Below are 25,750 nucleotides of genomic sequence, written 5' to 3' on the forward strand. Positions count from 1 at the left end.
CGTGATGCTGCTGTGGTTCCTCGTACGCCTTGCTCTTGGCCCTCCGCCGGCTCCCTCGCTTTCCGACTCGTCATCGGGGTTCGGGTAGCAATGGAACAGCCGACCGAGTTGAGAGCTGGGCAGGCGCGTCGAATGGCGGTCATGCTCAAGAACCCTCTCTTTCCTCGCTGGGGATGACGCCAAGCCATACTGGCGTCTGGGATTCATTTGTCTGAAAGACGCTGCCGCCACCGGAAGGCGGCGCTGCCTCGGTGAAGGCGTTGATCACGACTTGATGAGTGACCAGAATCACCGGCGGGCCATCGACGGGCAAGCTGGCGAGAAACGCTCGCAAGGCGTCGAGAGTTTTTCGGCGATCGTCCGGCCGTGCAAAAAAGGAATTCAACGCCGGCAAGGACTCTACCGGCCCAAGGTTCAGTAGGCGGGCCGTTTCCAGCGCGCGGCACCACTGGCTTGAAAAGATCCTCGCATTGGTCAGGCCGACCGCCCGCAGACGGGCGCCCAACTGTCGTGCCTGAGCCCGGCCACTGGCATCGAGATTGCGTTGGGTGGAACAATCGCCGATGACGAAATTTGGCGGATCGCCGTACCCCGGCGCGTTGGCATGCCGCAGCATGAGCACACGGCCCGGCTTGGCAAGTTCGTCGAGCGGCACTGCAGGGTCATCGCCCCGCGCCGCAAAGGACAAAGACATGAACACAAGCGACAGGACGAGCAGCGTGCGCATTCTCCTCCTTCCTTCAGTCGACAGGTTCGATAGCGCGTAGATCGAGCTTGAACGGAGGGACCCATCTGTCGATCGGCGATCAGACGGCCGACTTGACCATCCGGTGTCTCGCTGCCGGTTCATGGCGGCAACTGCCTCGACGCGTAATGCAGGAACAGGGCGCGAATATCCACTCGTGCCTTCAGCTTTGCCGCCAGCAGATAAAGACCTCCTGCCTTGCGGTGCAAGAACAGGGCGTCCGCCGGTGGCGTATGCCAGGAATCCCTTTCGGTGCTCAATGCCAGAGCGGCGTCGCGGATTCGCGCTGGCAGATCCGAGTTACCGAAATCGTAGGCACCGGCGTAGCGCAAGGGGTCGCAGGCGTGCATGAAGACATCCAGGACGAGTTGCCGCTGCCGTTCCCCGATATCGGCCCCGAAATACCCGATGGCGCTGGCGGCCACGCTCATTTCCTGCCGGTTTCCGCCGACGGCACCCTCCATCAGCCGGCGATAGGCGTCAACGATGGCTGCTGGGTAGGGGCGGGTGGCGCCAAAGTCGAGCAGAATCAATTGCCGGGTGGCGTTGTTGTAGCGGTAATTGGCGAAATTGGGGTCGGTCTGGATCAATCGGAATTCGAAAATTTCCCGGAAAAGAAGCCTGAACAGCAGTCCTGCCACACGATCTCGCTCTGCTTGCGGGGCATGCAGCAGAGATTCGACCGGCACGCCGCCCATGCCAGACATGACCAGGACGCTCTCCGTCGTCAGGTCAGCGTGCACCTCGGGCAGCATGAACTCGGGCGCGTCGGCAAGCAGTCCGGCGTAGCGGCCGAGCAAGGCCGCCTCGCCGAGATAATCCGCTTCGGCGTGCAACTGACGTTTCGCCTCCAGTAGCAGTGGCCCGATCTCGATGCCGCGCGGCAGCAGGCCCGAAACGCGCAGCAAGGTCGCGACATTGTCGATATCGCTGTCGATACTTCGGCGAACACCGGGGTACTGGACTTTTATGGCCAGGCGTCGCCCGTCCTTCGTTTCCGCCAGGTGGACCTGTCCGATCGATGCTGCCGCCACCGGAGTGAAGGAGAACCGCCGGAATCGACGGTCCCAGCCCATTCCCCAGTTGGCATCGAGTACACTCACCAGCTGGCTCATCGGCATGGCTTTGGCGTCCGAGCGCAAGCTGGCGAGGATATCGCCAAACTCGGGCGGCAACAGGTCGCCTGCATCCATGGACAACAATTGCCCAAGCTTCATCGCTGCACCGCGCAAGCGGGCAAGCTGATCGGCAATACGGTAGGCGTTCTCAGGCGTCAGCAGCAAGTCGCCAATGCGCGGACGCTTGCCCTGGGCTAACTGCCGCGTCCCTTCTGCCAGCATACTGCCGGCAACACCGCTGGCGAGAACACCCAGCCGGGCAAGCCTGGACCACCGTCCGCCGGGAACGGCCGAGGTGCTTGCGTCGCGTTTGCTTCGCTCATCGTCGAGCATGTGGCCTCGCTTTCCATCTGATCCGACAGTTGCCCGGAACACTTGGCGAACAATTCTTCAGAACGAAGCCGGCTGCCGGCAACCGGGAGAATCCGGGGTTTCCGAATCCTCAAGGGGATAGGCGTCCGCCACATAAGCGGGACCTTTCATCACCATGACGATGAATGCAGCAATCGCTACCGTGAGCACCGCCGTCCAGTGCAGGACGACGATACCGAGCGCAAGAATGTCGACCATCTGGAGGCCAGTCGAGGCTTCCACCGCATCCCATTCGCCGAGAAAAATTCTCGCCGCAAGCGACGGCAGGGACAGAAGCAGCGTGCCGAAAACGAGCACCCGGGGTAATAGGCGGAGCACGTCGCGCTCCCGACCAGCAGGCGTCTGCACGAATCCCGGAAGTCTGTCGAAGGCGTTCATCGTGGCTCCTTTGCTCGATGGGTTTTGAACGATTACCAGGTTTCAGCGAAAGCACCAGCGGTCAGGCAAAGGCAGGCCACGCTAGTCAGCCGGAAGCGCAACGGCAGGTACCAGGCCGGCAAATGGCTGCTGGCGATCAGAAATCTATCCTGCCAGTAGTGGGCCAGAAACCCGGTCACCAAAAGAATGCTAGCCAGCATCGGCGAGAACAGAAACGCCGACCAGGCGATAAGCGCCGGGACGACACTCCAGACGAAGCACCACGTCCTCTGACTTGCGCTGAGATCGGTCAAAGTCATGGCGAATCCCCAATGCAGGGCACCGACGAAGGTCAGGATCACCGCGCCGTAGGCAAACAGCGCATCGCTCCAGAGCTTTGCGTGGTGCGGGTCGACGAGGCTGGCGGGGGCCAGGACGAGAAACGGCAGCAGTCCTCCGTAAGCGAGCCAGGCAACGCCGCGCGGCATGGGATTGGGCAGTGAGTGGTCCATCGTGTCCTACCGGACCAACGGTCGGATGCTGGAAAAGCCGGCATCCATCGACCACACCTGGCCGGTCACCCGGGCAGCCTTGTCCGAGAGCAGCCAGACCATCAGTTCGGCCAGTTCGTCGGGGGAACCAATACCCGGTAAGGGGTACTGGCGAGCCGCCGCGTCGCGGCCCATCGCGGTACCGAGAATGGCGGTGGAGGCTGGCGTGTCCATGATGCCGGGGGCGACGGCGTTGATGCGGATGCCATTGCTTGCGTAGGTCGCCGCCGCGCTGCGTACCAGTCCTTCGACGCCGGCTTTCGCTGCCGCAACCGCCTCGTGATTCGGAGTGCCAATCCGCGCTGCAGCCGACGAGACCAGCACCGCCGATCCGGGGGCCTTGGCATCGCGCAAGGCGCCGACAAAAGCGGCCAGCGTATGGAAGGCGCTGATCAGATTGGCGTTGAGGCAGGCCGCGAAGTCGACCTCGGACATGCGATGCAGCGCGCCCAAGCGGATGTTGCCGACGCAGTGCGCGAATGCCGTGGGCAGCATTTGATGTGCTTTGGCGACCTCGAAAATGTGGCGCGATCCGGCAACGCTGGAGCAATCAGCGACCACCTGAACGTGGCTGTCCCCGTAGCTGAGGGTCAAGCGCTCACCCTCCCGGCTGGTCACCAGCAGTTTCCAGCCTGCCTCTGACAGTCTGGTCGCCACCGATTGACCCAGTCCGCCTGACGCTCCAGTAATCAGGGCTACTTTTTCCATGGTATCTCTTCTCCAGTTTCACCGGCTTTTTGGGAGGCGACTCCCCTGAGCGCCGCCGAGAGCATCCGTTTGAGCGATCGAAAGATATTTTGTATTAGACAAAAAAGAAAAATGTAGATCACAAATCCCCGTCGTTTAGCGTATACTACGCATCAGACTTTCGGTTGTCCAGGACAAAAATGAAAAAGGCAGTGAAACCATCTTCCGCACCCGGATCCGAGGTGCAGGCGTTCGCTTCACAGGCTGCTCGCCGCCTCAACCCGAAGAAACTGCTGCTCAGCAAGTGGACGGCTGCTTCCCCGTATGGCAAGGAAAGGCACTTCATGGTTACCGAGGTGATTCAGCCCGGGCAGCCGGCTACCCGCATTGAAACCATCGTTCTGGAAGCCGTGTATTCTGGGCGATTGTTTTCGCTATCCTGGCGTGATCTAAGCGATGGCCGGCAGTGGCTGCAAGGCTGGCAATGACTTGTGCCGGGAAGAATCCACGCACCGGCTCGTCCGACCGATGATTGACAAAAAAACATGCGTCCGACTGTCCATCTTGCGCTGATCGGTGCCGGTATTGCCGGCCTGGCCTGCGCCACAGCACTTCAACGGGCTGGCCTCGAAGTCAGTCTGTTCGACAAGAGTCGCGGCCCCGGTGGGCGCATGAGCACCCGTCGGGGGCGCCGACTGGCAATGCGATCACGGTGCCCAGTATTTCACTGCTCGCGACCCCGCCTTCCGCGCCGAAGTGGCGCGCTGGCAGCGCGCCGGGGTCGCAGGCGTCTGGGAACCAAGGCTGGGGACGTTTGATGGAGCTTCGCCGCAAGGACGCGAGTCGACCGTCGAGCGCTTTGTCGGTGTGCCTGCCATGACGGCGCCTGCCCGTTATCTGGCCAGCGCACTGGCCGTGCACGCACTAACGAACATTGAGCAACTGAGGCAGCAGACGCACGGCTGGCAGATCCTTTCGGCTGAGCAAGGCTGGCTGGAGACGCGCTTCACTGCCGTTCTGCTGGCCGTACCTGCGCCGCAGGCGGTACCGCTATTGCAGCAGGCGGCCCCCGAGCTGGCGGCACTGGCCGGCAGCGCTGTGATGCGCGGTTGTTGGGCACTGATGCTGCGTTTTGCTGCGCCGGTCGACCTGCCCTTCGATGCCGCCTTCGTCAATCAGGGCCCACTGCGCTGGATCGCCCGCAACAGCAGCAAGCCGAGCCGCCGCGGCGAGGAAACCTGGCTCCTGCACGCATGCGCAGACTGGACTGAGGCGCATCTGGAGGAAAATCCCGAGAGCGTCGCCGCAGCCCTGCTGTCTGCCTTTGGCCAACTCGGCGGTCCGGCGCCACAGGATTGGACTGTGCACCGCTGGCGTTACGCCGACACCGAACCGGCTCTCCACGAGGGTTGCGCCTGGCGTCCGGACATTCGACTGGGCCTTTGCGGAGACTGGCTCAACGGCGGCAAAGTGGAGGGTGCCTGGCTCAGTGGTCAGGCGCTGGCCGAACAGGCGTTGCGGTCGTTCGCTCGATGCTGACGGCCGGACCTGGTCAGATGCGGCCTGGCACGATGACCAGCCGATCATGTTGACGCCCCAGGACCTGCGCCAGGGCAGCGGGCTTTGGCAGGAAATTGCATGAGTCCCGGCATAACCCTTCGGCTGATTCTCGGGGACCAGCTCAATCCATAGCACACTTGGTTCGAGCAACAGCGCGACGACGTGCTGTACGTGTTCATGGAAATGCGCCAGGAAACCGACTACGTGGTGCACCACGCGCAAAAAATCATCGCCATCTTTGCCGCGATGCGCGACCTGGCCCGTCAGTTGCGTGCGGCCGGACACTGCGTGCACTACCTGGCGATCGATGATCCGCACAACCGGCAAGCGCTGCCGGACAACCTAGATGCGCTGATGGTTCGGTTCCGCGTTCGGGCCTTCGAATACCAGGCCCCCGACGAATGGCGACTCGACGCGCAACTGGCCGACTATGGGCGGCGTCAATCCATCCCCACCAGAATGGTGGAAAGCGAGCACTTTTATACTCTTCGCGACGAGGCAGCGCGGCTATTTCCGGGACGTAAGCAATGGCTGATGGAGCGCTTTTACCGCCACATGCGGGTGCAACATCGCATACTGATCGATGGTGATAGCCGACCCGTCGGCGGTCAATGGAACTTCGACCACGACAACCGCAAGCCCTGGCCAGGGCTACCGTCCGAACCCGCAGACTTGCGGGCGTCTCACGACCATTCAGCGCTCTGGCAGACGATCGTCGCCGCAGGCGTCAGCAGCTTCGGCGAGGCCAACGCGGCACAGTTGGCCTGGCCGCTCAATCGCGCCGAAGCCTTGCAGCAACTTGACGCCTTCATCGCGAGGGCGCTGCCGCACTTCGGCGACTTTCAGGACGCGATGAGCCATCGCGCCTGGCGAATGTTTCACTCGCTCTTGTCATTTGCACTCAACACCAAGATGCTCGGCCCGCGCGAGGTCGTTGCCAGGGTAGACGCCTCCTGGCGCGCGGGGCGGGTATCACTGGCAACTGCCGAGGGCTTCATCCGGCAGATCATCGGCTGGCGCGAGTACATTCGTGGCTTCTACTGGGCGCACATGCCGGAGTATGTCGAGAACAACACATTCGGCCACGTCCGGTCGCTGCCGGAATGGTTCTGGGACGGTCAGACCAGGATGCGCTGTCTTGCACTCGCCATTGGCCAGTCTCTCGAACAGGCCTACGCCCACCACATCCAGCGACTGATGGTGATCGGCAACTTTGCGCTGCTGGCCGGCCTCGACCCCTCTGGCGTGCATCGTTGGTATCTCGGTGTCTATGTCGACGCTTTCGAATGGGTCGAACTCCCCAACACCATCGGCATGAGCCAGTTCGCCGACGGCGGACTCCTGGCCACCAAGCCGTACGTATCCAGCGCCGCCTACATCGATCGCATGAGTGACTACTGCAAGGGCTGTCATTACGACAAGAAGCTGCGTACCGGCGAGCGAGCCTGCCCCTACAACTCGCTCTACTGGGACTTCTTTGCGCGCAACGCTGGAAAACTCTCGACAAATCCGCGTCTCGGCATGGTCTATCGGCAGTTGGCGAAGATGGATGAGGCGACGCGAGGTTCGTTACAGGAGCATGCAGACGAGCTACGCCGCTCGCTGGATCGCCTGTGATCTTTCATCCCGATGGTTGGCGACCACGGCAAGGAGATCCCGCAACGCTCCGATCTTCGCGGCACCGGGCCTGGCGTCGTGATTCCCGAGTTGCGGGCCGGACCTTCCTTGTCATGCCGTGCCATACTGGCCCACTTCTAACTTTGGGGAAGGCCTTGCGAATCGTTCGAAAAAACACCGGATTTTTGATTGCGAGCCTGGCGATACTGCTCAGTGGATGTGCCTCGGATGCGCCGAAGCCCCACGCCAGCGATGCTTCCGACAGCATCTCTCCGCACCTGGCCTGCACGCTCTCCAGCAACTGTGCCAACTCTCTGGGCACTGGCAGCCTGGTCCCGCTGCGCTATACAGGCACCCCCGCGCAGGCCATGGCAATGCTGCAAGCCACGCTGAAAACCTTCCCCGAGGCAACAATCGTGCGCAGTGAAAATCTTGCGCTGGAAGTGATCTTCACCACGCCCGTTGGCTTCAGGGACCAGGTCAATTTCAGGATCGACGCGGCGATGCAGCGCATTGACTTTCGATCACGGTCGTTGTTCGGGTTTTTCGATTGGGGTAAAAACCGTTCGCGGATGCAGGAATTCGCTGTTCGCTTCGAGCGCGCGAGCGAGCGCTGATGGCCCGCTATTCGAAACCGGCGTCGAACCCGGCTTTTTTTACGGAATGGAAGCGATGAGCACAGATGTCGAGATGCAGAGGGTTCTGACGGACCTGTTTCAGGCGCAACGTTTCGCGGTGTTGGCGACCGATGACCACGGGCAGCCTTTCACCAGCCTGATGGCGTTTGTGGCCTCCGCCGATTTGCAGCAACTGGTCGTTCTGAGCGATAGGACGACGTGCAAGTTCGCCAACCTTGCGGCCAATTGTCGGGTCGCCATGCTGATCGACAACCGTGAGAACAAGGGCTCTGATACCAGGGATTCCGTGGCGGTAACCGCCATCGGAAAGGCACAGGAAGCGGGCCCTGGTGAACGCGCTCCTCTGCTCGAGTTGTTCCTCGCCTGCCACCCCTATCTGGCCGAGTTTGCAGCCTCTCCGACTTGTGCTGTTGTCCGGGTGAAGGTCGATTCGTACCTTCTTGTTTCCAGTTTTCAGAAGGTTGTCGAATGGCGCACCGGAGACTGATACCGTCGGTCGACTCGCGGCAGATTCGCAACTTCGGGGCAAGGCAACGGTCGATTGGAGTCGTCAAACCACCTTTGTTGGCCGTGAGGTCCCGCCATGAAATCTCTCAAGCTTCACATGCCAGCTGTCGCAACTGACAACGCGACACCCGCATCCAGCAGGCCGTTGATCAGAATCACAGCCGCCGCCGGTACCGCACTGTTGGTGCTCGTCCTGGCGTCGCCTCACCTCGCGGCCCAGGTGGTAGAGGTGCCGGTGGCCGTGCCCGCCGTTAACGCGTTGACGGAGAGTGCAGCTGAAGCGGGCACTACGAAGATCGTTACCCGTGATTTCGACTGGTTCGATAGGGCTCGCAACCGCGCCGTTCCGGTTCGCTTGTATCTTCCGGCCCAGACGGCGCCGGCGCAGAGACTGCCTCTGGTGGTTTTCTCGCACGGCATGGGCGGATCGCGGCGGGGCTACAGTTACCTTGGCGCGTACTGGGCCAGTCACGGCTATGCCAGTCTGCATCTGCAGCATGTTGGCAGCGACCGTTCGCTGTGGAGCGGTAACATCTTCGGCCTCGTCGGACGCCTGCAGGGGGCGGCCCAGGAAGAGGAGGCGATCGCTCGCGTCGAGGACCTGCGTTTCGCGCTGGACCAGGTTCTCGCCGATCAAGAACTGGGCTCGAGAATCGACGCCAAGCGCATAGTTGGCGCCGGCCATTCGTACGGCGCCAATACCGTTATGCTGGCCCTGGGTGCGCGCATCCTGCGCCAGGATCGCATCATTGACCTTTTCGAGCCGCGTCTCAGCGCGGCCGTTCTGCTTTCAGCACCGCCCTTCTACGGTGAAAGCAACATGGCTGGAATTCTCGCCGAGATCAGTGTGCCGACACTGCACATTACGGCGACTGAAGACATCATCCGCATTCCGGGCTACTACTCGGGGGTTGCGGACAGGATCGCTGTTTTCGACGCCATGCCTGGCGCCCACAAGGTTCTTGCCGTATTCGACGGCGGATCGCACAGCATGTTCACCGATCGTAATCGCACCGGCGGCGTCGCTCTCAATTCGTTGGTGAAGGCCGCGACAAGGGAGCTGTCGGTCGCTTTCTTCGAGAGTGCGCTGGGCGGCAGCAATGTGGCGCTGCGCAACTGGCCTGCACGCCACGACAGTATTCTCGCCAAGTTCCTTACCCCGGGCTACTAGGCCTTGCGTCGACGTGCTATCCCCTCTTGCTGACCGGATGCCGTGTGCCTCGCTTCGAATTCGAGCGTGTCAACCGCATCCCGATCGTCGCGCTCAATTGCGATGCCAAACAGACCCACGCCATTGGCGATAGGCGCCAGAGGCCGCTCAAAAGCGCGAGCGTGAAGGCTTCGGCCTGGCGGCGCCGACTGGCGAGGCTCGGCAGCACTGCGAACACGGGCTGAGCAATAGCCGTGCACAATCGAGTCTATGACTATAATTGATTGGAACAATGCCCCAGGCCGTCCTAGACTTGGATCGTCTGGTGGACATACGGGTGATTCTGCAGGCAGACCCGTTGGCGGCGCTTCGTTTGTTGATCGGTGCCCAAACTCCAGATTGAATCGGGTAGTCAATTTCAAACATCCAAAGGAGAGAACCATGTCAACCGAAGCAAAGTGCCCGTTCGCGGGCGGCGCTGGCAGCCACACTGTCTCCGGAACATCGACCAACGCAGGCTGGTGGCCCAAGCAACTGAACCTCAAGATGCTGCACCAGCAGTCGTCAAAGTCCAATCCCATGGGCGAGGCGTTCAATTACGCCGAGGAATTCAAGAGCCTTGATCTGGATGCCGTCGTCAAGGATCTCCATGCGTTGATGTCCGATTCGCAGGACTGGTGGCCGGCGGACTATGGCCACTACGGGCCGTTCTTCGTCCGCATGACCTGGCATGCTGCGGGCACCTACCGCATCGCGGACGGTCGCGGCGGTGCAGGCACCGGCGCGCAGCGCTTCGCCCCGCTCAACAGTTGGCCGGACAACGGCAACCTCGACAAGGCGCGCCGCCTGCTCTGGCCGATCAAGCAAAAGTATGGCCGCAAGCTGTCCTGGGCCGACCTGATCGTCCTCACCGGCAACGTGGCGATGGATTCGATGGGCTTCAAGACCTTCGGTTTCGGCGCTGGTCGACCGGACATCTGGGAACCGGAGGACCATATCTACTGGGGCCCGGAAACCACCTGGCTGGGGGACGAGCGCTACACGGGCGACCGTGAGCTTGACAGGCCGCTTGGCGCCGTTCAGATGGGCCTGATCTACGTCAATCCCGAAGGCCCGAACGGCAGGCCGGATCCTCTTGCCTCGGCGCGCGACATCCGGGAGACCTTTGCCAGAATGGCGATGGACGACTACGAGACCGTTGCGCTCACCGCCGGCGGTCACACCTTCGGCAAGGCCCACGGTGCCGGCGACGCCGCCCACGTCGGTCGCGAACCGGAAGGCGCAGGCATTGAGGAGCAGGGCCTGGGCTGGACAAGCAGCTTCGGCTCCGGCAAGGGCGGGGACGCGATCACGAGCGGTATCGAAGGCGCCTGGACCCCCAACCCGATCCAGTGGGATGGCGGTTACTTCGAGACCCTGTTCGGCTACGAATGGGAGCTGACCAAGAGCCCGGCTGGCGCCCACCAGTGGCAGCCCAGGGACCCGGCTGCGGCGACCACCGTGCCGGATGCCCATGATCCGGCCAAACGGCACGCGCCGATGATGACCACTGCGGACATGGCGATGCGCATGGACCCGGCCTACGAGAAGATCTCGCGCCACTTCATGCAGAACCCGGAGGAGTTCGCCGATGCCTTCGCCCGCGCCTGGTTCAAGCTGACCCACCGCGACATGGGCCCGCGCGCGCGCTACCTCGGCAAGCTGGTGCCGAAGGAAGCGTTGATCTGGCAGGACCCGATCCCTGCCGTCGACCATGCGCTGGTCGATGAGCAGGACATTGCGGCGCTGAAGGCCAGGATCCTCGCCTGCGGTCTGTCCATTTCCCAACTGGTCACGACCGCCTGGGCGTCGGCGTCCAGCTTCCGCGGCAGCGACAAGCGTGGCGGCGCCAACGGCGCGCGCATCCGCCTCGCGCCACAGAAAGATTGGGAGGTCAACCAGCCCGCTGATCTGGCGAAGGTGCTGCCGTCGCTAGAGGCCATCCAGAAAGCGTTCAACGGCGCGCAGTCCGGCGGCAAGAAGATCTCGCTGGCCGACCTTATTGTGCTTGGCGGCTGCGCAGCCATCGAGGCGGCAGCGACGAAAGCCGGCCACGAAGTAAAGGTTCCCTTCTCGCCGGGGCGCATGGACGCGTCTCAGGAGCAGACCGATGCAGACTCGTTCGCCGTACTGGAGCCGACCGCAGACGGGTTCCGCAACTACGTCCGCAATGGGCACGAGGGATCGGCGGCCGAGTTGCTGGTGGATCGGGCAAACCTGCTGACACTGACCGCTCCGGAGATGACGGTTCTCGTCGGCGGCATGCGCGCGCTGGGTGCAAACGCCGGGAAGTCCAAACACGGTGTCTTCACCAAACGCCCCGAAGCCTTGACCAATGACTTCTTCGTCAATCTCCTCGACATGAACACCAAGTGGCAGAAGTCCGCCACCTCTGAAGGCGTCTTGGAGGGGCGTGATCGGGCGACGGGCGACCTGAAATGGACGGGCACGATCGTTGATCTCGTCTTCGGTTCGAACTCCCAGCTCCGGGCCCTCGCAGAAGTCTATGCGTGCAGCGATTCGCAGCCGGCGTTCATGGGTGATTTTGTGGCAGCCTGGAACAAGGTGATGAACCTCGATCGCTTCGACCTTGCATGACTTCAGAGAACAGATCCCGAACGTTCTCTGCCGCGCAGCCACGACCTGGAATCGGGCTATCCCGGACCGGGTAGAGGCCGCGCGAATGCCAGCCGGGGACTGTTCAAGGAAAAGAGATGCAATGGCACTCTCGTGAGTAGATAGGCTCCCATCACGCGGCGTCCTTTGCAAACTTTTTGCATGAACCCCATGAAACTCATCTGAAATCCGCTTCGTTCAGCAGCGGTGTTTGCCCCACGATGGGCAATGACAACTCTTCTTACCTTGAGCCGCCCTAGCAGCCTGTCGGACTAACGGTCATGACATGGCGAGATACCCCGGATCATGAAAGTCATGACCGTTTTCCTCTCTTCCCCGACCCTTCTGCCGCGAGGGGAGAAGGGAGATTCGTGAGTCGCTTGCGCGACTTTCACATTAACAATGAATCGCGCCAGGTGATCCTGGTTCAGCCAGTCGTCTACCGACGGCGGTAGCAAGCAGATGGTCGGTCTGGCGGTCAGCGACGATAAACTTGGCCATGTGACGACTCGGTTGCTCGAAGAGATATGATTATATCATGCACGGATCTGGCGCCGGGAAAGTCCGACAGGCTGCTAGAGACGGCGCGACGCGGGCGAGTAGCGTTTCGCTTCATCAGTCGAAACGACCTACGGCGCGACGTCAGCTTCGTGGAACTCGCACGCCAGACCAACCGCTTCGCCAACGTGCTGCAGCGACTCGGCGTCGGCAAGGGCGAGCGCCTGTTCATTCTGGCCGGTCGGGTGCCGGACCTGTACACAGCGCTGATCGGCGCGCTGAACAACGGCAGCGTGGTCTCGCCGCTGTTCTCCGCCTTTGGTCCCGAGCCGATACGCACGCGCATGGCCATCGGCGAGGGCAGGGTGCTGCTGACCAGCGAGTCCCTGTTTCGGCGCAAGGTGGCCGGCATTCTCGGCCAACTGCCGGCGCTCGAGCACATTCTGCTGATCGGCGACGATGGCGGCCGGACCGACGTTCCCGGAGCCCTCGATCTGGCGACACTGATGGAGCAGGCCACGGATGACTGCGCGTCGTTGCAACCTCGGGCGAGGACATGGCCTTGCTGCATTTCACCAGCGGCACCACTGGCGCACCCAAGGCCGCGATACATGTCCACGCGGCGGCAATTGCCCACTATGCGACTAGCAAGTCGGGCATCGATGCCCGCCTGATGCGCAGGCGCGCAGGCGGCGGCATCGAAGAGGCCATTGCTGACGACGTCGAGGGAGAGCTTGCCCTGCGGGTCGGCTGGCCGTCGATGTTCCGCGGCTATCTCGGGCAGGAGGAGCGCTACCGCAAGTGCTTTTCCGGCGACCATTACCTGACCGGCGATCTGGTCAGGCGAGACGCAGAGGGCTGCTTCTGGTTCGTCGGCCGCGTCGATGACCTGATCAAGTTGGCCGGACACCTGATCGGCCCATTCGAGGTCGAGAGCGTCCTGATGGAGCATCCGGCCGTTGCCGAAGCCGGAGTCATTCGCAAGCCCGATCCGATGGCCGGCGCCGTGGTCAGGGCCTTCGTCTTGCTCAACCCGGCATTCGGCGAGAGCGAGTCCTTGCGCATGGAACTGCTCGGCCACGCATGCAGGCGCCTGGGCGCCGTCGTGGCGCCGAAGGAGATCGCGTTTTTGTCGACCCTGCCGCGTACGCGCAGCGGCAAGATCCTGCGCCGCCTCCTGAAGACGCGCGAGCTTGGACTGCCCGAGGGCGACAGCTCGGCGCTGGGCGACTCGGGGTGAGCGCGCTTCGGGCAAGTCCGGCGCAATCCAGTGCGCACGACGTCAATCCGCACGCGCCACTTTGAAGCCGGCGAAGGACTGATTCACGGGCATCAGCTCAAGGCGGTTGATGTTTAGGTGCGGTGGCAACTCAGCGACCCACAGCATCGCGGCTGCGATATCGTCACCCGTCATTGGCGCGGCGCCATGGTAGAGCGCGTCTGACGCGGCCTGGTTTCCACCCGTACGCACCAGGGTGAACTCTGTTTCGACCATGCCAGGCTCTATGGAAGTCACACGAACGCCTGTGCCGTGTAGGTCGCAACGCAGCCCAAGTGAAAACTGCTCGACGAAAGCCTTGGTGCCACCATAGACGTTCCCGCCGGGATAGGGATAGGTGGCCGCGACTGACGACAGGTTGATGATGGCGCCCCGCCGGGAGACCAAACCAGGAAGCAGCTTATGGGTCAGCGATGCGAGCGCGGTCACGTTGGTGTCGATCATGGTCTTCCACTGCGCGAAATCTGCCTGCTGAGCAGGCGACGTCCCAAGCGCGAGGCCCGCATTGTTGATCAGCAGATCAATGTCGCGAAAGCCCTCGGGTAGCCTCGCGAGCGCCGCGTCGCGCGCGATTTCGTCGCAAACGTCGAAGACGGCAGGATGCAGCCTGTCGGCCCCGAGAGCGGCCAGAAGCGCATCAAGCCGCTCCACGCGGCGGCCCGTCGCGACGACACGCCAGCCCGCGGCGACGAACGCGACCGCAGCGGACTTGCCAATTCCGGCGCTTGCACCGGTTATGAGAACGGTTTTGGTCATGATATTCCTTTCCCCGGCGACGCCCAAGGGCGCGCGCTGAGTGGTTTGAAGGCTTGCTACTGAGATACGGTAACCGCAGTCTGCCTCTGCAAGAGGCACTTCACGGTGGTATCGATCATTCTGTCCCACGCGTAGACACGCAGCTTTGGTACGGGCGCGATCGTCATCCGTTCTTCCTTGTTGATCTTGACGCTTATCCAACCGAACGCGCTCCTGGCGCGTTTGACCACGATTTCTCGATCTCCAGCAGAGTCCGCTAGGGCTCTGCCGTGCTGCGGGCGCCGAGAACTACGTGATGCCGGCAACGATCTCACCAAAACGGCGTCGACGCCCGCTTCGGTATCTTCATCTTCCGCTCGCGAAGTCACTGAATTTTACACCGCCCTTGGAAGGCTGAATTTCGGGGACGTTGCTGGTCAGGATATAGGCGATGCATTTCTTGATGTTGGAGAAAATGGTGCGCCCCGCCTCGATGGCTTGCACGATGGTCGCAAAGTTGTCGTCCATCAGCACCATGTCCGCCGCCTCTTTCGCCACCTCGCTACCGGATACGCCGCCGTTCAGCGCTGGAGAACTGGCGGCGGCGCGCCGTCGCCACGCACCTGCTTGAGGTTGGCACCAATGTTCGTACCATACAACTTTTTCTCGGGCACCGCCGTCTGGCCATCACCTCGCGGTACCTGAAGGTGACCCGCAGCACGGTTTGCGCCACGACCAATCCCTTTGACCCGTTGCCCAAGGTGGCGGAGCTTCCACCCCTGACACCGACGCCGCCGGCTCATTTCTGAGGCCGGCGTTGCGCGCCACCGGGCTCGAACTGGCGGACATCTTTCGTCAGGCCGGGCCCCGCTATCGCGAGGACCACGCTGGCACACTCAGCCGTGGGCAGCATCGCGTCATGAGCGCGATCGAGCGTTGCCGCACGGCCGCTCTCGGCGGACATGTCAAACGGTGTGACGCCTGCGGTCACCTGCCCATTTCCCTCAACGAATGTATGCCACGCCCCATCGACTCAAGGGATCGCCGCGAGCGTTGGCGAACACCTCCGGCGTTGAGAGGGCACCTCGCACCGCCAACCATTCCGGTAGTGCGGCGGCGGCTGGTTTCCATAACGGCAATGCTCGCTCTCGACGGCCCTTGCCAAGCACACGGACACTGGCCGACTGCGCGCCCACATCGGCAATGTGCAGGCCCGTCAACTCTGACGCCCACAGGCCAGCACACACCCCCAGATGCAGCATTGCCCGATCCCGCACTCCGTCGCGGGTAGTCGGGTCAGGCGCATCGAGCAAGGCCTGAACCTCCTCTTTGTCGAAATGCGCAACCAGCCGTGTATCGGTCCGCTTGAACGGTATCGCAAGGACGCGGCGGACTTGTTCGAGCGCTGCCGGTTCGCGATGTTGGAGGAAGCGGAAGAATGATCGAATGGCCGCCAAGCGGACATTGCGCGTCTGCGCCGTGTTGCCGCGGTCGACCTCCAGGTGCCCCAAAAAAGCTGCGATCAACGCCGCGTCGAGTTGGTCCAGCCGAAGGGCCGACGGCGCAACCTTGAGCTTGAACGCAGCAAACTCGAACAAGGCCTGGAAACTGCAGGCGTAGGAGTCACAGGTGTGTTCGCTCGCGCCGCGCTGCTTACTCAGGTGATCGCGCAAGAACGCTTCGATGTGCGGGGCGATCAGCTCATCGCTGCTCCCCCGACAAGAACCTCTCACCGGCGGCAGCAATATCCACGAGCAACTCGGCAGTCGCCTGCAAGTACCAGTACGTCGCATCGATGTTCACGTGCCCGAGATAAGTCGCCAACGCCACCATCTGCTGTCCGATGCCTTGACGACCCGCTGGCGCTGACTCCAACGCTCTGACGGCGAACGTGTGCCTCAGCTCCTGCAGCCTCGGTCGGTGCCGGCGAGCTGCGTTTCTTTAATGTGAAAGTCGCGCAAGCGACTCACGAAACTCCCTTCTCCCTTGCGGGAGAAGGGGCAGGGGAAGAGGGAAACGGTCATGACTTTCATGATTTGGGGTGTCTCCACGTGTCATGACCGTTAAAGCACTCGAACCGCTTCGGGTTCCGCGTGCGTTTGTCCGCTATCTGGCTCCGGTGCGACAGGCCGAGTGGGTGGTCTACGCCAAGCCGCCGTTTGGCGGCCCCGAGAACGTCCTCGAGTATCTCGGTCGCTTTACCCACCGGGTGGCCATCGCCAATAATCGGCTGACCGACTTTGCCGATGGCATGGTCTGCTTTCGCTGGGAGGATTACCGCCACGAGTCGCGGCAGAAGGTGAGGCGTCTCGACGAACAGGAGTTCATCCGCCGTTTCTTGCTGCATGTACTACCCGACGGATTTCAACGGATCCGGCATTACGGCCTCTTGGCCAATCGCCATCGGGCCATCAAACCGGCCCGCTGCCGGCAGCTGCTCGCTGAACCTGCGCCGGTGTTCGAGAAGCCCGATACGCCGCTCGACTACCGCGACCGTTATCAGCTGCTTACGGGGAAGTCGCTGCGTTGACTGCCCGAAGTGCGGATGTGGACACATGCTTTGCATTGAAACCTTCCAACCGGGCACTTTGCCACGGGGAGCGCCCCACCAAGGCCGGCCCCAAAAGTCGGGCTTTTGCTTTCCGGCTTCCGGAAATCGCCTGCTAAGCAGCTGAGCGCAATCCAAAATCAGCGCCGCCAAAAAAAACTCCGCGCGGTGCCGGGCCGGCTCTGCCCTGTCTGCCGCTGGTTCGGGATCAGAACATCACACCCCTGGCGACGATGCCATTGACGCCCTGACGCCAAGGACCTAGCATGGCCGGCCGGTTGCTTCCGGCGATGATTCTTCCGGAGACGCCCATGGATGTGGCGACAAACGATGCTGACCAGCGGGTCCGCCATTTCCGGCAGATCCTGATGTGGCCTTTGCAACTGATGCCGCTGGCCGAGGGCGGACCTTTCCAGAACCATAGTCAGCTGCTCGATCGGACCGATGCCGGCAACCCGTGGCGGGAACTGGCCGACGAGTTCAGCGGCGACCCCGAACAGTTTCACGAGCGCCATTACAGCGAGTTCGTGACCTTCCTGCCTTACGTCCAGCGCTTTCTCTACGGCGAAGGCGATGGCCAGAAAGGGAGCAATGCGCGCGACGGCGAATCGCCGATCCGCATCTTCCGTCGCCACGACGTGGCCAAAGTGCGCATGTACTACAAGGACCGCGACGAGCCGATCGATTTCGACATCGCGCACCTCGACCTCTATTTCTTCTACGACATCGAGGTGCTCATCCTGGTCGTCGAGATTTTCGCCGACGACCTCGAACTACGGCAGGTGCACGACACCCTGTACCGCTTCGGGCGGGCCTATCCGCCGTCCTGGGATGACGATGGCAGCGGTAGCCACTGCCTGAAGCGCAGCGAATGGATGGCGCCGGATGGCCGGGTGCTGGCCGCTTCAGACTACGAAAAACGCAGCAAGTACCTCACTTTCGTCTCGCGCTTTCGCGTTCCGTGCATCTCGTCCCATTGGGAGTTCCTGCTCCGGCCACTGGTGCTGCATCACTCCGACGAGGAAGGCCTGGTGCGCTACCGGCAGCTCGAGTATCACCGCATGCCGCTCCTCGCCTACCTGGCGATGGACGACCCGCGCGCCCTCAGCCGTGACGACTTTGCCCGTCTGGTGTTGGTCACCGGACCGGGGAAAATTGGCGCGCCGCCTGCTTCCGAGCTGCCGCTTGACGGTTTCGAAGCACGCTACTGCTACGACCGCTACTGGCACCCGCAAGCCGAGCAGCCAGGGAGCCGCCAGCTCTCCTGCGGGCACGCGGTAGTCATGGTCGGCAGTGCCCGCGACGCCTACTTCTGCGGCCTGGAGGACGGCCTGCTTGGGCAGTTTCGCCACCAGTTCTTCCTGCTGGCCTTGATTCCGCACTTTCACAAGGCTGCCTTGCTGATGCTCTCCGATCGCCTGGTGACAGCGCTCAATCACCTCCGCATCGGCCAGGCCGAGTCGGTCAAGGAATTCAAGCGTGCCATTCGGCAGATCCTCGAAGTCTTTCTGCGCTTCACCCATCGCTACTGGTTCTACGAGATTTCCGACCAGGCCCAGGCTCGCTCGATGTTCAGGCTGACCAGAAAACACCTGGGCACCGAGCGCCTGTATACCGAATTACGCGAGGAAATTCATGACATGAGCCAGTACCTCGACAGCGACAGCCTGCGCCGGCAGTCCAATACGGTCGTCCGCCTGACCGTGGTGACCACCGCCGGCCTGATCGCGACGATCACCACCGGCGTTCTTGGAATGAACCTGCTCGACGCCACGCACGTCCCCTTCGCCGACCGCCTGGCGCTGTTTGCGCTGGTCGCCGTGCCGTCGGCGCTACTCACCGGTTTTGCCATCGCCAAGTCGAAGGCACTCTCGGAGTTTCTCGAAGCGCTGTCCGACGAACGTCTCTCGCCGCGCGCCAAACTCGCCACGCTGACGGCCGTCTGGCGACGGCCGCGCCCACCCGCCGGCGGCTGAGCGGCGGGCTCTCGTCGGTCACGGCCAGGTTCGAACAATCGCTGCAACCCTCAGTCGGCGTGGTAGGTGGCGTTGATGGGAGTGCGCCCGTCGGGTCAGTTGCGTGATCTTGCGCTGTGCACCCTCTCCCGCTAGGGAAGTGGGGCTATTGGTGCTGTCGAGGGGAGTGCTGCGCTTCGTCGAAGCTGCGAGTCGCGCTGAAGAGGTGATGGCAGCCGGCGAGTCCGGCGTGTACCGTGGTATTTGGCGAACGCGTAGAATCACATTTGCACGAACGACATTGTCGGGTTCGCGCCCGCGTGAGGGAGTAGCCTGCGCCGTGGCAACGCTGAATGGGCGCAGGCAGAAATAGAGAGAGGTCTTGATGAATGATTTGTCACGTTCGCTGATTGCCGGTGTGGTCCTCGTGGGCCTCGCCGGAAGTGCTTACCTGTGGTGGCAGCAACGGCAAGAAGGACAAGCCGCAGCGCTGGCTCCGCTGGTGGCGCCAAATACACGCGCGGTGGAAGCGGTGGCGCCGGAGCCAGCGCCCGTACCGCTTCACCATGCCATCGAAGAGATCACGCCGCCGCTTGCGGAGCCTCTGCCGCCCTTGACGGATAGCGGCAGTGAAGTGAGTGACGCGCTGGTGGCCCTGCTGGGCCGCGAGCAGGTGCTGTCTTTCGTGGACGCCAGCGGTTTTGCGCAGCGCGTGGTGGCGACGGTCGATAGCCTGGCCCGTGGCCATGCGGCCTCACGCCTGTGGCCGGTGCATCCCGCACCCGGACGTTTTCAGGTCGTCGAGCGTGACGGCGCGACCTACATTGCCGACGACAACCGCGAGCGTTATAAAGCTTTCGTGCGTTTCGCATCGGCCATCGATACCGAGGCTGCGGTGGCCTTGTACCTGCGCATCTACCCCTTGCTGCAAAAGGCGTATGAAGACCTCGGCTATCCGGGCAAGTACTTCAACAACCGGCTGATCGAAGTGATCGACCAGTTGCTGGCGACTCCTGATCTGCTGAAGCCAGTTCGCCTGAGCCTGGTCGAAGTGAAGGGGCCGGGCGAGACGCCGTCGCCCTGGTTGCGATACGAATACGCGGACCCGGCGCTTGAGGCGCTCCCTGCGGGCCAGAAAATCCTGCTGCGCATGGGGCCGGGGAATGCTGGCGAGTTGAAGGCCAAGTTGCGCCAGTTCCGTCAGCGCGTTGCCAGCAGCGGCGTGACCGGCTAACGGTCATGACATGTCGAGACACCCCTGATGATGAAAGCCATGACCATTTTCCCTCCACTTGCAGTGCGCATTCCGGCTTGCACGCCGGAATCGTTCGCCGAGCGGGGAGTATGCTCCCCGAATTCCCCGCCTCACCCCCCGGCCCTTCTCCCGCGAGGGGCGAAGGGAGTTTCGTGAGTCGCTTGCGCGACTTTCACATTAACGCGCGGTAGCGGTTCAGGTCACTCTGCGGCCGGCCGGTCGGCAATCGGCGAGAAGGCGATTCCTTTGCCGGGCTTGAATCCCAGGCCCGTGGCAAGCGGCAGCAGCAGGTGACCATTGACGATCAGCGGTGGCGCGCCGGTATCTGCCGCTAACCATTGCGAGGTCGCCAGACCATGCGCCAGCTGATTGCCAATGGCGGCTGCGAGATGCGCGGCCGCCGTTACCCCGCAGGCGCTTTCCACGCTGCTGGTGACGACGCAATCCAGACCCGCAGCGAGCGCGCGCTGCGCGAGCCGGAACGCGGGCAGCAGGCCGCCGCAACGTGTCGGTTTGATCACCAGCCGGCGTACGGCTGACCTGCCCAGGAGGTGCTCGGCGTCGAGCAGCTCTGCCGATTCGTCGATGGCGATGGCGATCTTCGTTTGCGCTTGCAGGCTTAGCAGTCGCTCCAGGCTCGGCTCGGCGAGGGGTTCTTCGAGCATCTCGATCGGCATGTCGGCGCAGTGGCGCAGGAAGCGTTCGGCAGCCGTGCTGCTCCACGCGCGATTGGCGTCGAGTCGCAACTGAATGCCCGGCGGCAGGAGCGCGGTGACGCGTCGCAGGTGTTCGATTTCGTGGTCGATCGAGGCCACGCCGACCTTGAGCTTGAGTACACCGAAACCCGCGTTGCACGCGCTGCGTACGCTTTCGTCGGCAAGCCGGTCGATGCTGCCCAGCGCGGCGTTCACCGCCACCGCGGCGACTGCGGTAGCCGTTTCGAAGCCTTGCTGAGTGGTGCGCAGGTAGGTGGCGAGTGACAGTCCGGCGGCCTGGGCGGCGAGGTCGAGCAGCGCCATTTCGACCCCCAGGCGCGCAGCCGGCGCGTCACCGGGGGCGGGGCCGATGGCCTGGAGAGCGTCGCTTGCCTGCATGCCGAGCACGCGTCGTGCCTGCGCACATAGCCGCGATGCGGCGGCAGCGAGGGTTTCCGCAGCGCCTCCCGGTAGCGGCGCACAATCGCCGTAGCCACTCGCGCCGCTGGCGCTATCGAGGCGCAGCAGCCAGCCTTCGCGCTCGCTGAAGCCGCCGGCCGCGGTCTGCCAGCTGGCGCGCAAGGGCAGTCGATAGTGGTGGACGGCGGCGCTAGTGATCTTCATCGCTTGAAAGAAACGTTCAGCAACAGCAGAAGCTGCCACTGGACGCCGCATCGCGCTACGGGCGTTGCCGATATTTCGAGAAGTCCGGCGCCCGTTTTTCGAGCCAGGCGTTACGTCCTTCCTGGCCTTCCTCGGTCATGTAGAACAGGCCGGTGGCGTTGCCGGCGAGTTCCTGGATTCCCGCCAGGCCGTCGGTGTCGGCGTTGAAGCCGGCCTTGATCATGCGCAGCGCCATCGGCGACAGCTTGAGCATGTCGCGGCACCAGCGCACGGTCTCTTCCTCGAGTTCGGCGAGCGGCACGACGGTATTCACCAAGCCCATGGCCAGCGCCGCCGCGGCGTCGTACTGGCGGCAGAGCAGCCAGATTTCCTTGGCCCGTTTCATGCCGATGGTGCGCGCCATGAGGCCGGCGCCGAGGCCAGCGTCGAAACTGCCGACGCGCGGGCCGGTCTGCCCGAAGCGGGCATTGTCGGCGGCAATCGTCAGGTCGCAGACCAGGTGCAGGACGTGCCCGCCGCCGATGGCGTAACCGGCAACCATTGCCACCACCGGTTTCGGGCAACGGCGAATCTGCATCTGCAGGTCGAGGACGTTGAGATGCGGCATGCCCGCCTCATCATGGTAGCCGCCGTCGTCGCCGCGTACGGTCTGATCGCCGCCCGCGCAGAAAGCTTCGTGTCCGGCACCGCTCAGGATGATCACCCCGACCTGCGGATCGAACTGCGCCTGGTGGGTGGCGTCGATCAGTTGGGAGACTGTTTCCGGTCGAAAGGCATTGCGTCGTTCGGGCCGATTGATGACAATGCTGGCGATGCCTTCGGCGAATTCGTAGCGAATATCGGAGTAGGCCTTGCTGGCGGCACGTGGCTGCCAGTCGAGAGCGGGGCGGATCATGGGGACAATTTCCTCGGCAAGGGGGACGGCGGGCAGTATAGCCGCTGCCAAATAGCAAATAGCAAATAGCAAATAGCAATTGCCACCTACCCAATCACGATGGAGCGTTGGCAGGTTAATGTGTAAGTCGCGCAAGCGACTCACGAAACTCCCTTCTCCCTCGCGGGAGAAGGGTCTGGGGAAGAGGGGGAACGGTCATGGCTTTCATGATTCGGGGTATCTCGACATGTCATGACCGTTAGCACGCGGCGCCGCCTGGCAAGCTGAGCGCTTCCGGGGCCCATCTTTTTCGCGGCGGGAGAGAGAGATGCATCGCAGGATACTGGCAGGTGATCGACTGATCGCGGCTTTCCTCATCGGCTGCGTGCTGTTCAATTATCCCCTACTGTCGCTGTTCGACCGGCCGAGCGAGATCTTCGGCATTCCGCTGGTTTATGCCTACATTTTTGCTGCCTGGGCGCTGGTCATTGCCTTGATGGCCTGGGCCGTCGAACGGCGCTTCAAGTAGGCGGCGGCGATGCTCGAAGCGCCGGTACTGATTACTGTCTCGCTGCTCTATCTGGGGCTGCTGTTTGCGGTGGCCTGGTGGGGCGACAAGCGCGCCGATCAGGGACGCTCGCTGATCGCCAGTCCGACCATCTACGCCCTGTCGATGGCCGTTTACTGCACGACCTGGACTTTCTACGGCAGTGTCGGGCGTGCTGCCGTTTCGGGAATCGGCTTTCTGCCCGTTTACCTGGGGCCGACGCTGGTCATGGGGCTCGGCTGGATCGTGCTGCTGAAAATGATTCGCATCGTCAAGGCAAACCGCATCACCTCGATTGCCGATTTCATTTCCTCCCGTTATGGCAAGAGTCATGGGCTCGGCGGCCTGGTGACGATCATCGCCGTGGTGGGCATCATTCCCTACATCTCGCTGCAGCTCAAGGCGGTCTCGAACACCGTCAGCCTGCTCTTCAGCTATCCGGAAATCGTCATGCCGCACCGCAGTGCGACGATGTCCGTAGGGGCAGACATCAGCTTCTACATTGCCTTGATCCTGGCCGCCTTTACCATCGTCTTCGGTACCCGCCATCTCGACGCTACCGAACGCCACGAAGGAATGGTGGCGGCGATTGCTCTGGAATCGGTGGTCAAGCTGGTCGCCTTCCTGGCCGTCGGAGTATTCGTGACCTACGGCGTTTTCGACGGTTTCGGCGATATTTTTGACCGCGTCGCGGAGCAGCAGGAACTGCAAAAGCTGATGACTGCGATTCCCTCCGGGGCGGGTTATAGCGGCTGGTTTTCGCTGGTCGTGCTGTCCGGTCTGGCGTTTCTCTTCCTGCCGCGCCAGTTCCAGGTCGCCGTCGTCGAGAACGTCAATGAGGCGCACCTGAAGCGGGCGGCATGGTTGTTTCCCCTATACCTGCTGTTGATCAATATTTTCGTATTGCCGATCGCGCTGGGCGGCCTGCTGCACTTCGCCGGACAAGGGGTTGACGCCGATACCTTGGTGCTCACCTTCCCGATGTCACAGCGCCAGGAAGGGCTGACGCTGCTGGCCTTCATTGGCGGCCTGTCATCGGCCACCGGCATGGTCATCGTCGAAACCATCGCCTTGTCGACCATGGTCTGCAACGACCTGGTGATGCCGATGCTGCTGCGCCACAAGCGGGCCGCGCTGGTCGAGTCGAAAGACCTCTCGGGCTTGCTGCTCGCCATCCGGCGTGGCGCCATCGTGGTCATCCTGCTGCTCGGTTACCTCTACTTTCGGCTGGCAGGCGAGGCTTATGCACTGGTCGCCATCGGCCTCATCAGTTTTGCGGCGGTGGCGCAGTTTGCGCCGGCGCTGATCGGCGGCATGTACTGGCGCGGCGGTACGCGCGGTGGCGCGCTGGCCGGTCTGACGGCCGGTTTTCTGGTCTGGGCCTACACTTTGCTGTTGCCGTCGTTTGCGAAATCCGGTTGGCTTCCAGGTGATTTTCTCGCGCAAGGATTTTTCGGGATCGAGCTCTTGCGGCCGCAGCAGTTGTTTGGTCTCACCGGGATCGACGAAATCTCGCACTGCCTGTTCTGGAGTTTTTTCGCGAATATTGGTGCCTACGTCGCGGTATCCTTGCTGCGCCCGCCGATGGTCGCCGAGGCGACACAGGCGACCCTGTTCGTCGATGCGCTATCGGAAACCGGGCAGGGTGGGGCCGTGCTCTGGCGTGGCCGGGCGCAGGTCAGTGATCTGCAGGAGCTGGTCGGGCGCTTTCTTGGCCCAAGTCGTGCGCAATCGGCTTTTGCCGGTTTCGCGCGCCGCAACGGTCGCGACGGCGACTCAAAGCCCGAGGCCGATGCCAGGCTGGTGCAGTTCGCCGAATCCCTGTTGGCCGGCGCGATTGGCAGTGCTTCGGCGCGGGTGATGGTCGCCTCGGTGGCCAAGGAAGAGCCGCTGAGCATCGAGGAAGTGATGCATATCCTCGACGAAGCGTCACAGCTGCGCACCTACAGTCGTGAACTCGAGCGCAAGTCACGCGAGCTGACGGCGGCGACGCTGGAGTTGCGGGAGGCGAACGAGCGCCTGCAGGAGCTCGACCGTGTCAAGGACGACATCATGTCGTCGGTAACCCACGAACTGCGCACGCCGCTGACGTCGATCCGTGCTTTCTCGGAACTCTTGCGCGACGATCCGAAAATGCATCTCGCCGATCGCGTGCGCTTCCTGGGCTTGATCGTCAGCGAGGCCGGAGCGTTTGACGCGGCTGATCAACCAGACGCTCGACCTGGCGAAAATCGAGTCCGGGCGAGCCGACTGGAACGGCTGCGAACTCGATCTGAAAGAGGTCGTCGAACAGTCGATCGCTGCTACCAGTCAGCTGGTGCACGAGAAAGAGGCGCACATCGAGGTCGATCTGCCCGATAATCTACCGCTGATTCTTGCCGATCGGGATCGATTGATCCAGGTGATGCTGAATCTGCTTTCCAATGCGGTGAAGTTCCTGACGCCGGGCAGTGGCCTGATTCGCGTGACCCTGAGTCGGCGGGACGATGGCCTGCAAGTCAGCGTTGCCGACAACGGACCGGGGATTCGCCCGGAAGATCAGCAACTGGTTTTCGAAAAGTTTCGTCAGGTCGGCGATACGATGACCGCCAAGCCATCGGGCACCGGCCTTGGGCTACCGATCAGCCGGCGTATCGTGGAACACTTCGGTGGCGAGCTGTGGGTTGAAAGCGTCCCGGGCGAGGGTGCCACATTTCGTTTCACCTTGCCTTTTGCACCTGTGCAGCCGCCAGCGGCGGCACCAGCAGAGTAGTCCATTAATCTAAAAGTCGCGCCAGCGTCGC

The 25,750-nt window shown here is 62.6% G+C and carries 19 protein-coding genes and 6 pseudogenes; 15 read left to right on the forward strand and 10 right to left on the reverse strand.

The features are described 5' to 3' along the window. Positions 1 to 145: 145 nt before the first annotated feature. The 5 genes from E4Q23_RS08715 to E4Q23_RS08735 form a co-directional block, all read right to left on the reverse strand. The gene (locus tag E4Q23_RS08715; protein ID WP_248595331.1) at positions 146 to 727 is read right to left on the reverse strand and encodes a histidine phosphatase family protein; all 582 of its coding nucleotides are present in this window, start codon (positions 725 to 727) and stop codon (positions 146 to 148) included. 119 nt (positions 728 to 846) lie between these two features. Further along, positions 847 to 2,196, reverse strand: a complete 1,350-nt coding sequence (locus E4Q23_RS08720) for an ABC1 kinase family protein (RefSeq protein ID WP_169066277.1) — start codon at positions 2,194 to 2,196, stop codon at positions 847 to 849. A 57-nt stretch (positions 2,197 to 2,253) separates the two neighbouring features. Further along, positions 2,254 to 2,613 (reverse strand): hypothetical protein, encoded by a 360-nt coding sequence (locus E4Q23_RS08725; protein ID WP_169066278.1) that lies wholly within the window; start codon positions 2,611 to 2,613, stop codon positions 2,254 to 2,256. A gap of 32 nt (positions 2,614 to 2,645) precedes the next feature. Further along, positions 2,646 to 3,104 carry a DUF3429 domain-containing protein gene (locus E4Q23_RS08730; RefSeq protein WP_169066279.1) on the reverse strand — a complete coding sequence of 153 codons (459 nt, stop codon included), beginning with the start codon at positions 3,102 to 3,104 and terminating at the stop codon, positions 2,646 to 2,648. Positions 3,105 to 3,110: 6 nt separating this feature from the next. Then, complete coding sequence (locus E4Q23_RS08735) at positions 3,111 to 3,851, reverse strand: SDR family NAD(P)-dependent oxidoreductase (protein WP_169066280.1); 741 nt, start codon at positions 3,849 to 3,851, stop codon at positions 3,111 to 3,113. 179 nt (positions 3,852 to 4,030) lie between these two features. Here E4Q23_RS08735 and E4Q23_RS08740 point away from each other — a divergent pair, with 179 nt between their 5' ends. The 8 genes and pseudogenes from E4Q23_RS08740 to E4Q23_RS08775 all read left to right on the forward strand — a co-directional run bounded on the left by E4Q23_RS08740 (position 4,031) and on the right by E4Q23_RS08775 (position 13,695). Beyond that, positions 4,031 to 4,318, forward strand: coding sequence for a TIGR02450 family Trp-rich protein (locus tag E4Q23_RS08740; protein ID WP_169066281.1), 288 nt, complete (start codon positions 4,031 to 4,033; stop codon positions 4,316 to 4,318). Between the two features lie 57 nt (positions 4,319 to 4,375). After that, a pseudogene (locus tag E4Q23_RS08745) lies at positions 4,376 to 5,369 on the forward strand (NAD(P)/FAD-dependent oxidoreductase). 99 nt (positions 5,370 to 5,468) lie between these two features. After that, positions 5,469 to 7,007: pseudogene (locus E4Q23_RS08750) on the forward strand (cryptochrome/photolyase family protein). Positions 7,008 to 7,162: 155 nt separating this feature from the next. Continuing rightward, a complete protein-coding gene (locus E4Q23_RS08755; protein WP_169066282.1) occupies positions 7,163 to 7,624 on the forward strand; it encodes a DUF1499 domain-containing protein in 462 nt (153 codons plus the stop codon). A 55-nt stretch (positions 7,625 to 7,679) separates the two neighbouring features. Continuing rightward, positions 7,680 to 8,132 (forward strand): pyridoxamine 5'-phosphate oxidase family protein, encoded by a 453-nt coding sequence (locus E4Q23_RS08760; protein ID WP_169066283.1) that lies wholly within the window; start codon positions 7,680 to 7,682, stop codon positions 8,130 to 8,132. 165 nt (positions 8,133 to 8,297) lie between these two features. Then, positions 8,298 to 9,323 carry an alpha/beta hydrolase family protein gene (locus tag E4Q23_RS08765; protein ID WP_248595332.1) on the forward strand — a complete coding sequence of 342 codons (1,026 nt, stop codon included), beginning with the start codon at positions 8,298 to 8,300 and terminating at the stop codon, positions 9,321 to 9,323. A gap of 420 nt (positions 9,324 to 9,743) precedes the next feature. Beyond that, on the forward strand, positions 9,744 to 11,939 hold the full coding sequence (gene katG, locus E4Q23_RS08770; protein WP_169066285.1) for a catalase/peroxidase HPI: 2,196 nt from the start codon (positions 9,744 to 9,746) through the stop codon (positions 11,937 to 11,939). Positions 11,940 to 12,484: 545 nt separating this feature from the next. Next, positions 12,485 to 13,695: pseudogene (locus tag E4Q23_RS08775) on the forward strand (AMP-binding protein). 42 nt (positions 13,696 to 13,737) lie between these two features. Here the strand turns inward: E4Q23_RS08775 and E4Q23_RS08780 are convergent. Then, a complete protein-coding gene (locus E4Q23_RS08780; RefSeq protein WP_169066286.1) occupies positions 13,738 to 14,490 on the reverse strand; it encodes an SDR family NAD(P)-dependent oxidoreductase in 753 nt (250 codons plus the stop codon). 345 nt (positions 14,491 to 14,835) lie between these two features. Continuing rightward, positions 14,836 to 15,006 (reverse strand): hypothetical protein, encoded by a 171-nt coding sequence (locus E4Q23_RS08785; protein ID WP_169066287.1) that lies wholly within the window; start codon positions 15,004 to 15,006, stop codon positions 14,836 to 14,838. 50 nt (positions 15,007 to 15,056) lie between these two features. Between E4Q23_RS08785 and E4Q23_RS08790 the strand changes: the two genes are divergently transcribed. Further along, positions 15,057 to 15,278 carry a tyrosine-type recombinase/integrase gene (locus E4Q23_RS08790; RefSeq protein ID WP_211203696.1) on the forward strand — a complete coding sequence of 74 codons (222 nt, stop codon included), beginning with the start codon at positions 15,057 to 15,059 and terminating at the stop codon, positions 15,276 to 15,278. A gap of 8 nt (positions 15,279 to 15,286) precedes the next feature. After that, positions 15,287 to 15,493: pseudogene (locus tag E4Q23_RS08795) on the forward strand (transposase zinc-binding domain-containing protein); the annotation flags it as partial. Here E4Q23_RS08795 and E4Q23_RS08800 read toward each other — a convergent pair. Beyond that, complete coding sequence (locus tag E4Q23_RS08800; RefSeq protein ID WP_169066288.1) at positions 15,474 to 16,262, reverse strand: tyrosine-type recombinase/integrase; 789 nt, start codon at positions 16,260 to 16,262, stop codon at positions 15,474 to 15,476. The pseudogene E4Q23_RS08795 and the gene E4Q23_RS08800 sit on opposite strands and share 20 nt — an antisense overlap. 275 nt (positions 16,263 to 16,537) lie before the next feature. Between E4Q23_RS08800 and E4Q23_RS08805 the strand changes: the two are divergent. The 3 genes and pseudogenes from E4Q23_RS08805 to E4Q23_RS08815 all read left to right on the forward strand — a co-directional run. Then, positions 16,538 to 17,144: pseudogene (locus E4Q23_RS08805) on the forward strand (IS91 family transposase); the annotation flags it as partial. Between the two features lie 184 nt (positions 17,145 to 17,328). Continuing rightward, the gene (locus E4Q23_RS08810) at positions 17,329 to 18,993 is read left to right on the forward strand and encodes a hypothetical protein (protein ID WP_169066290.1); all 1,665 of its coding nucleotides are present in this window, start codon (positions 17,329 to 17,331) and stop codon (positions 18,991 to 18,993) included. A 364-nt stretch (positions 18,994 to 19,357) separates the two neighbouring features. Beyond that, positions 19,358 to 20,206, forward strand: coding sequence for a DUF3014 domain-containing protein (locus E4Q23_RS08815; protein ID WP_169066291.1), 849 nt, complete (start codon positions 19,358 to 19,360; stop codon positions 20,204 to 20,206). Between the two features lie 221 nt (positions 20,207 to 20,427). Here E4Q23_RS08815 and menC read toward each other — a convergent pair whose 3' ends face one another. Beyond that, complete coding sequence (gene menC / locus E4Q23_RS08820; protein WP_169066292.1) at positions 20,428 to 21,546, reverse strand: o-succinylbenzoate synthase; 1,119 nt, start codon at positions 21,544 to 21,546, stop codon at positions 20,428 to 20,430. Positions 21,547 to 21,601: 55 nt separating this feature from the next. After that, complete coding sequence (menB, locus tag E4Q23_RS08825; protein WP_169066293.1) at positions 21,602 to 22,441, reverse strand: 1,4-dihydroxy-2-naphthoyl-CoA synthase; 840 nt, start codon at positions 22,439 to 22,441, stop codon at positions 21,602 to 21,604. A gap of 307 nt (positions 22,442 to 22,748) precedes the next feature. Between menB and E4Q23_RS08830 the strand changes: the two genes are divergently transcribed. Beyond that, a complete protein-coding gene (locus E4Q23_RS08830) occupies positions 22,749 to 22,949 on the forward strand; it encodes a hypothetical protein (RefSeq protein WP_169066294.1) in 201 nt (66 codons plus the stop codon). Between the two features lie 9 nt (positions 22,950 to 22,958). Further along, a pseudogene (locus E4Q23_RS08835) lies at positions 22,959 to 25,719 on the forward strand (ATP-binding protein). Positions 25,720 to 25,750: the final 31 nt, after the last annotated feature.

Source organism: Candidatus Accumulibacter phosphatis (assembly GCF_012939955.1).
GTDB classification, from domain to species: Bacteria; Pseudomonadota; Gammaproteobacteria; order Burkholderiales; family Rhodocyclaceae; genus Accumulibacter; species Accumulibacter delftensis.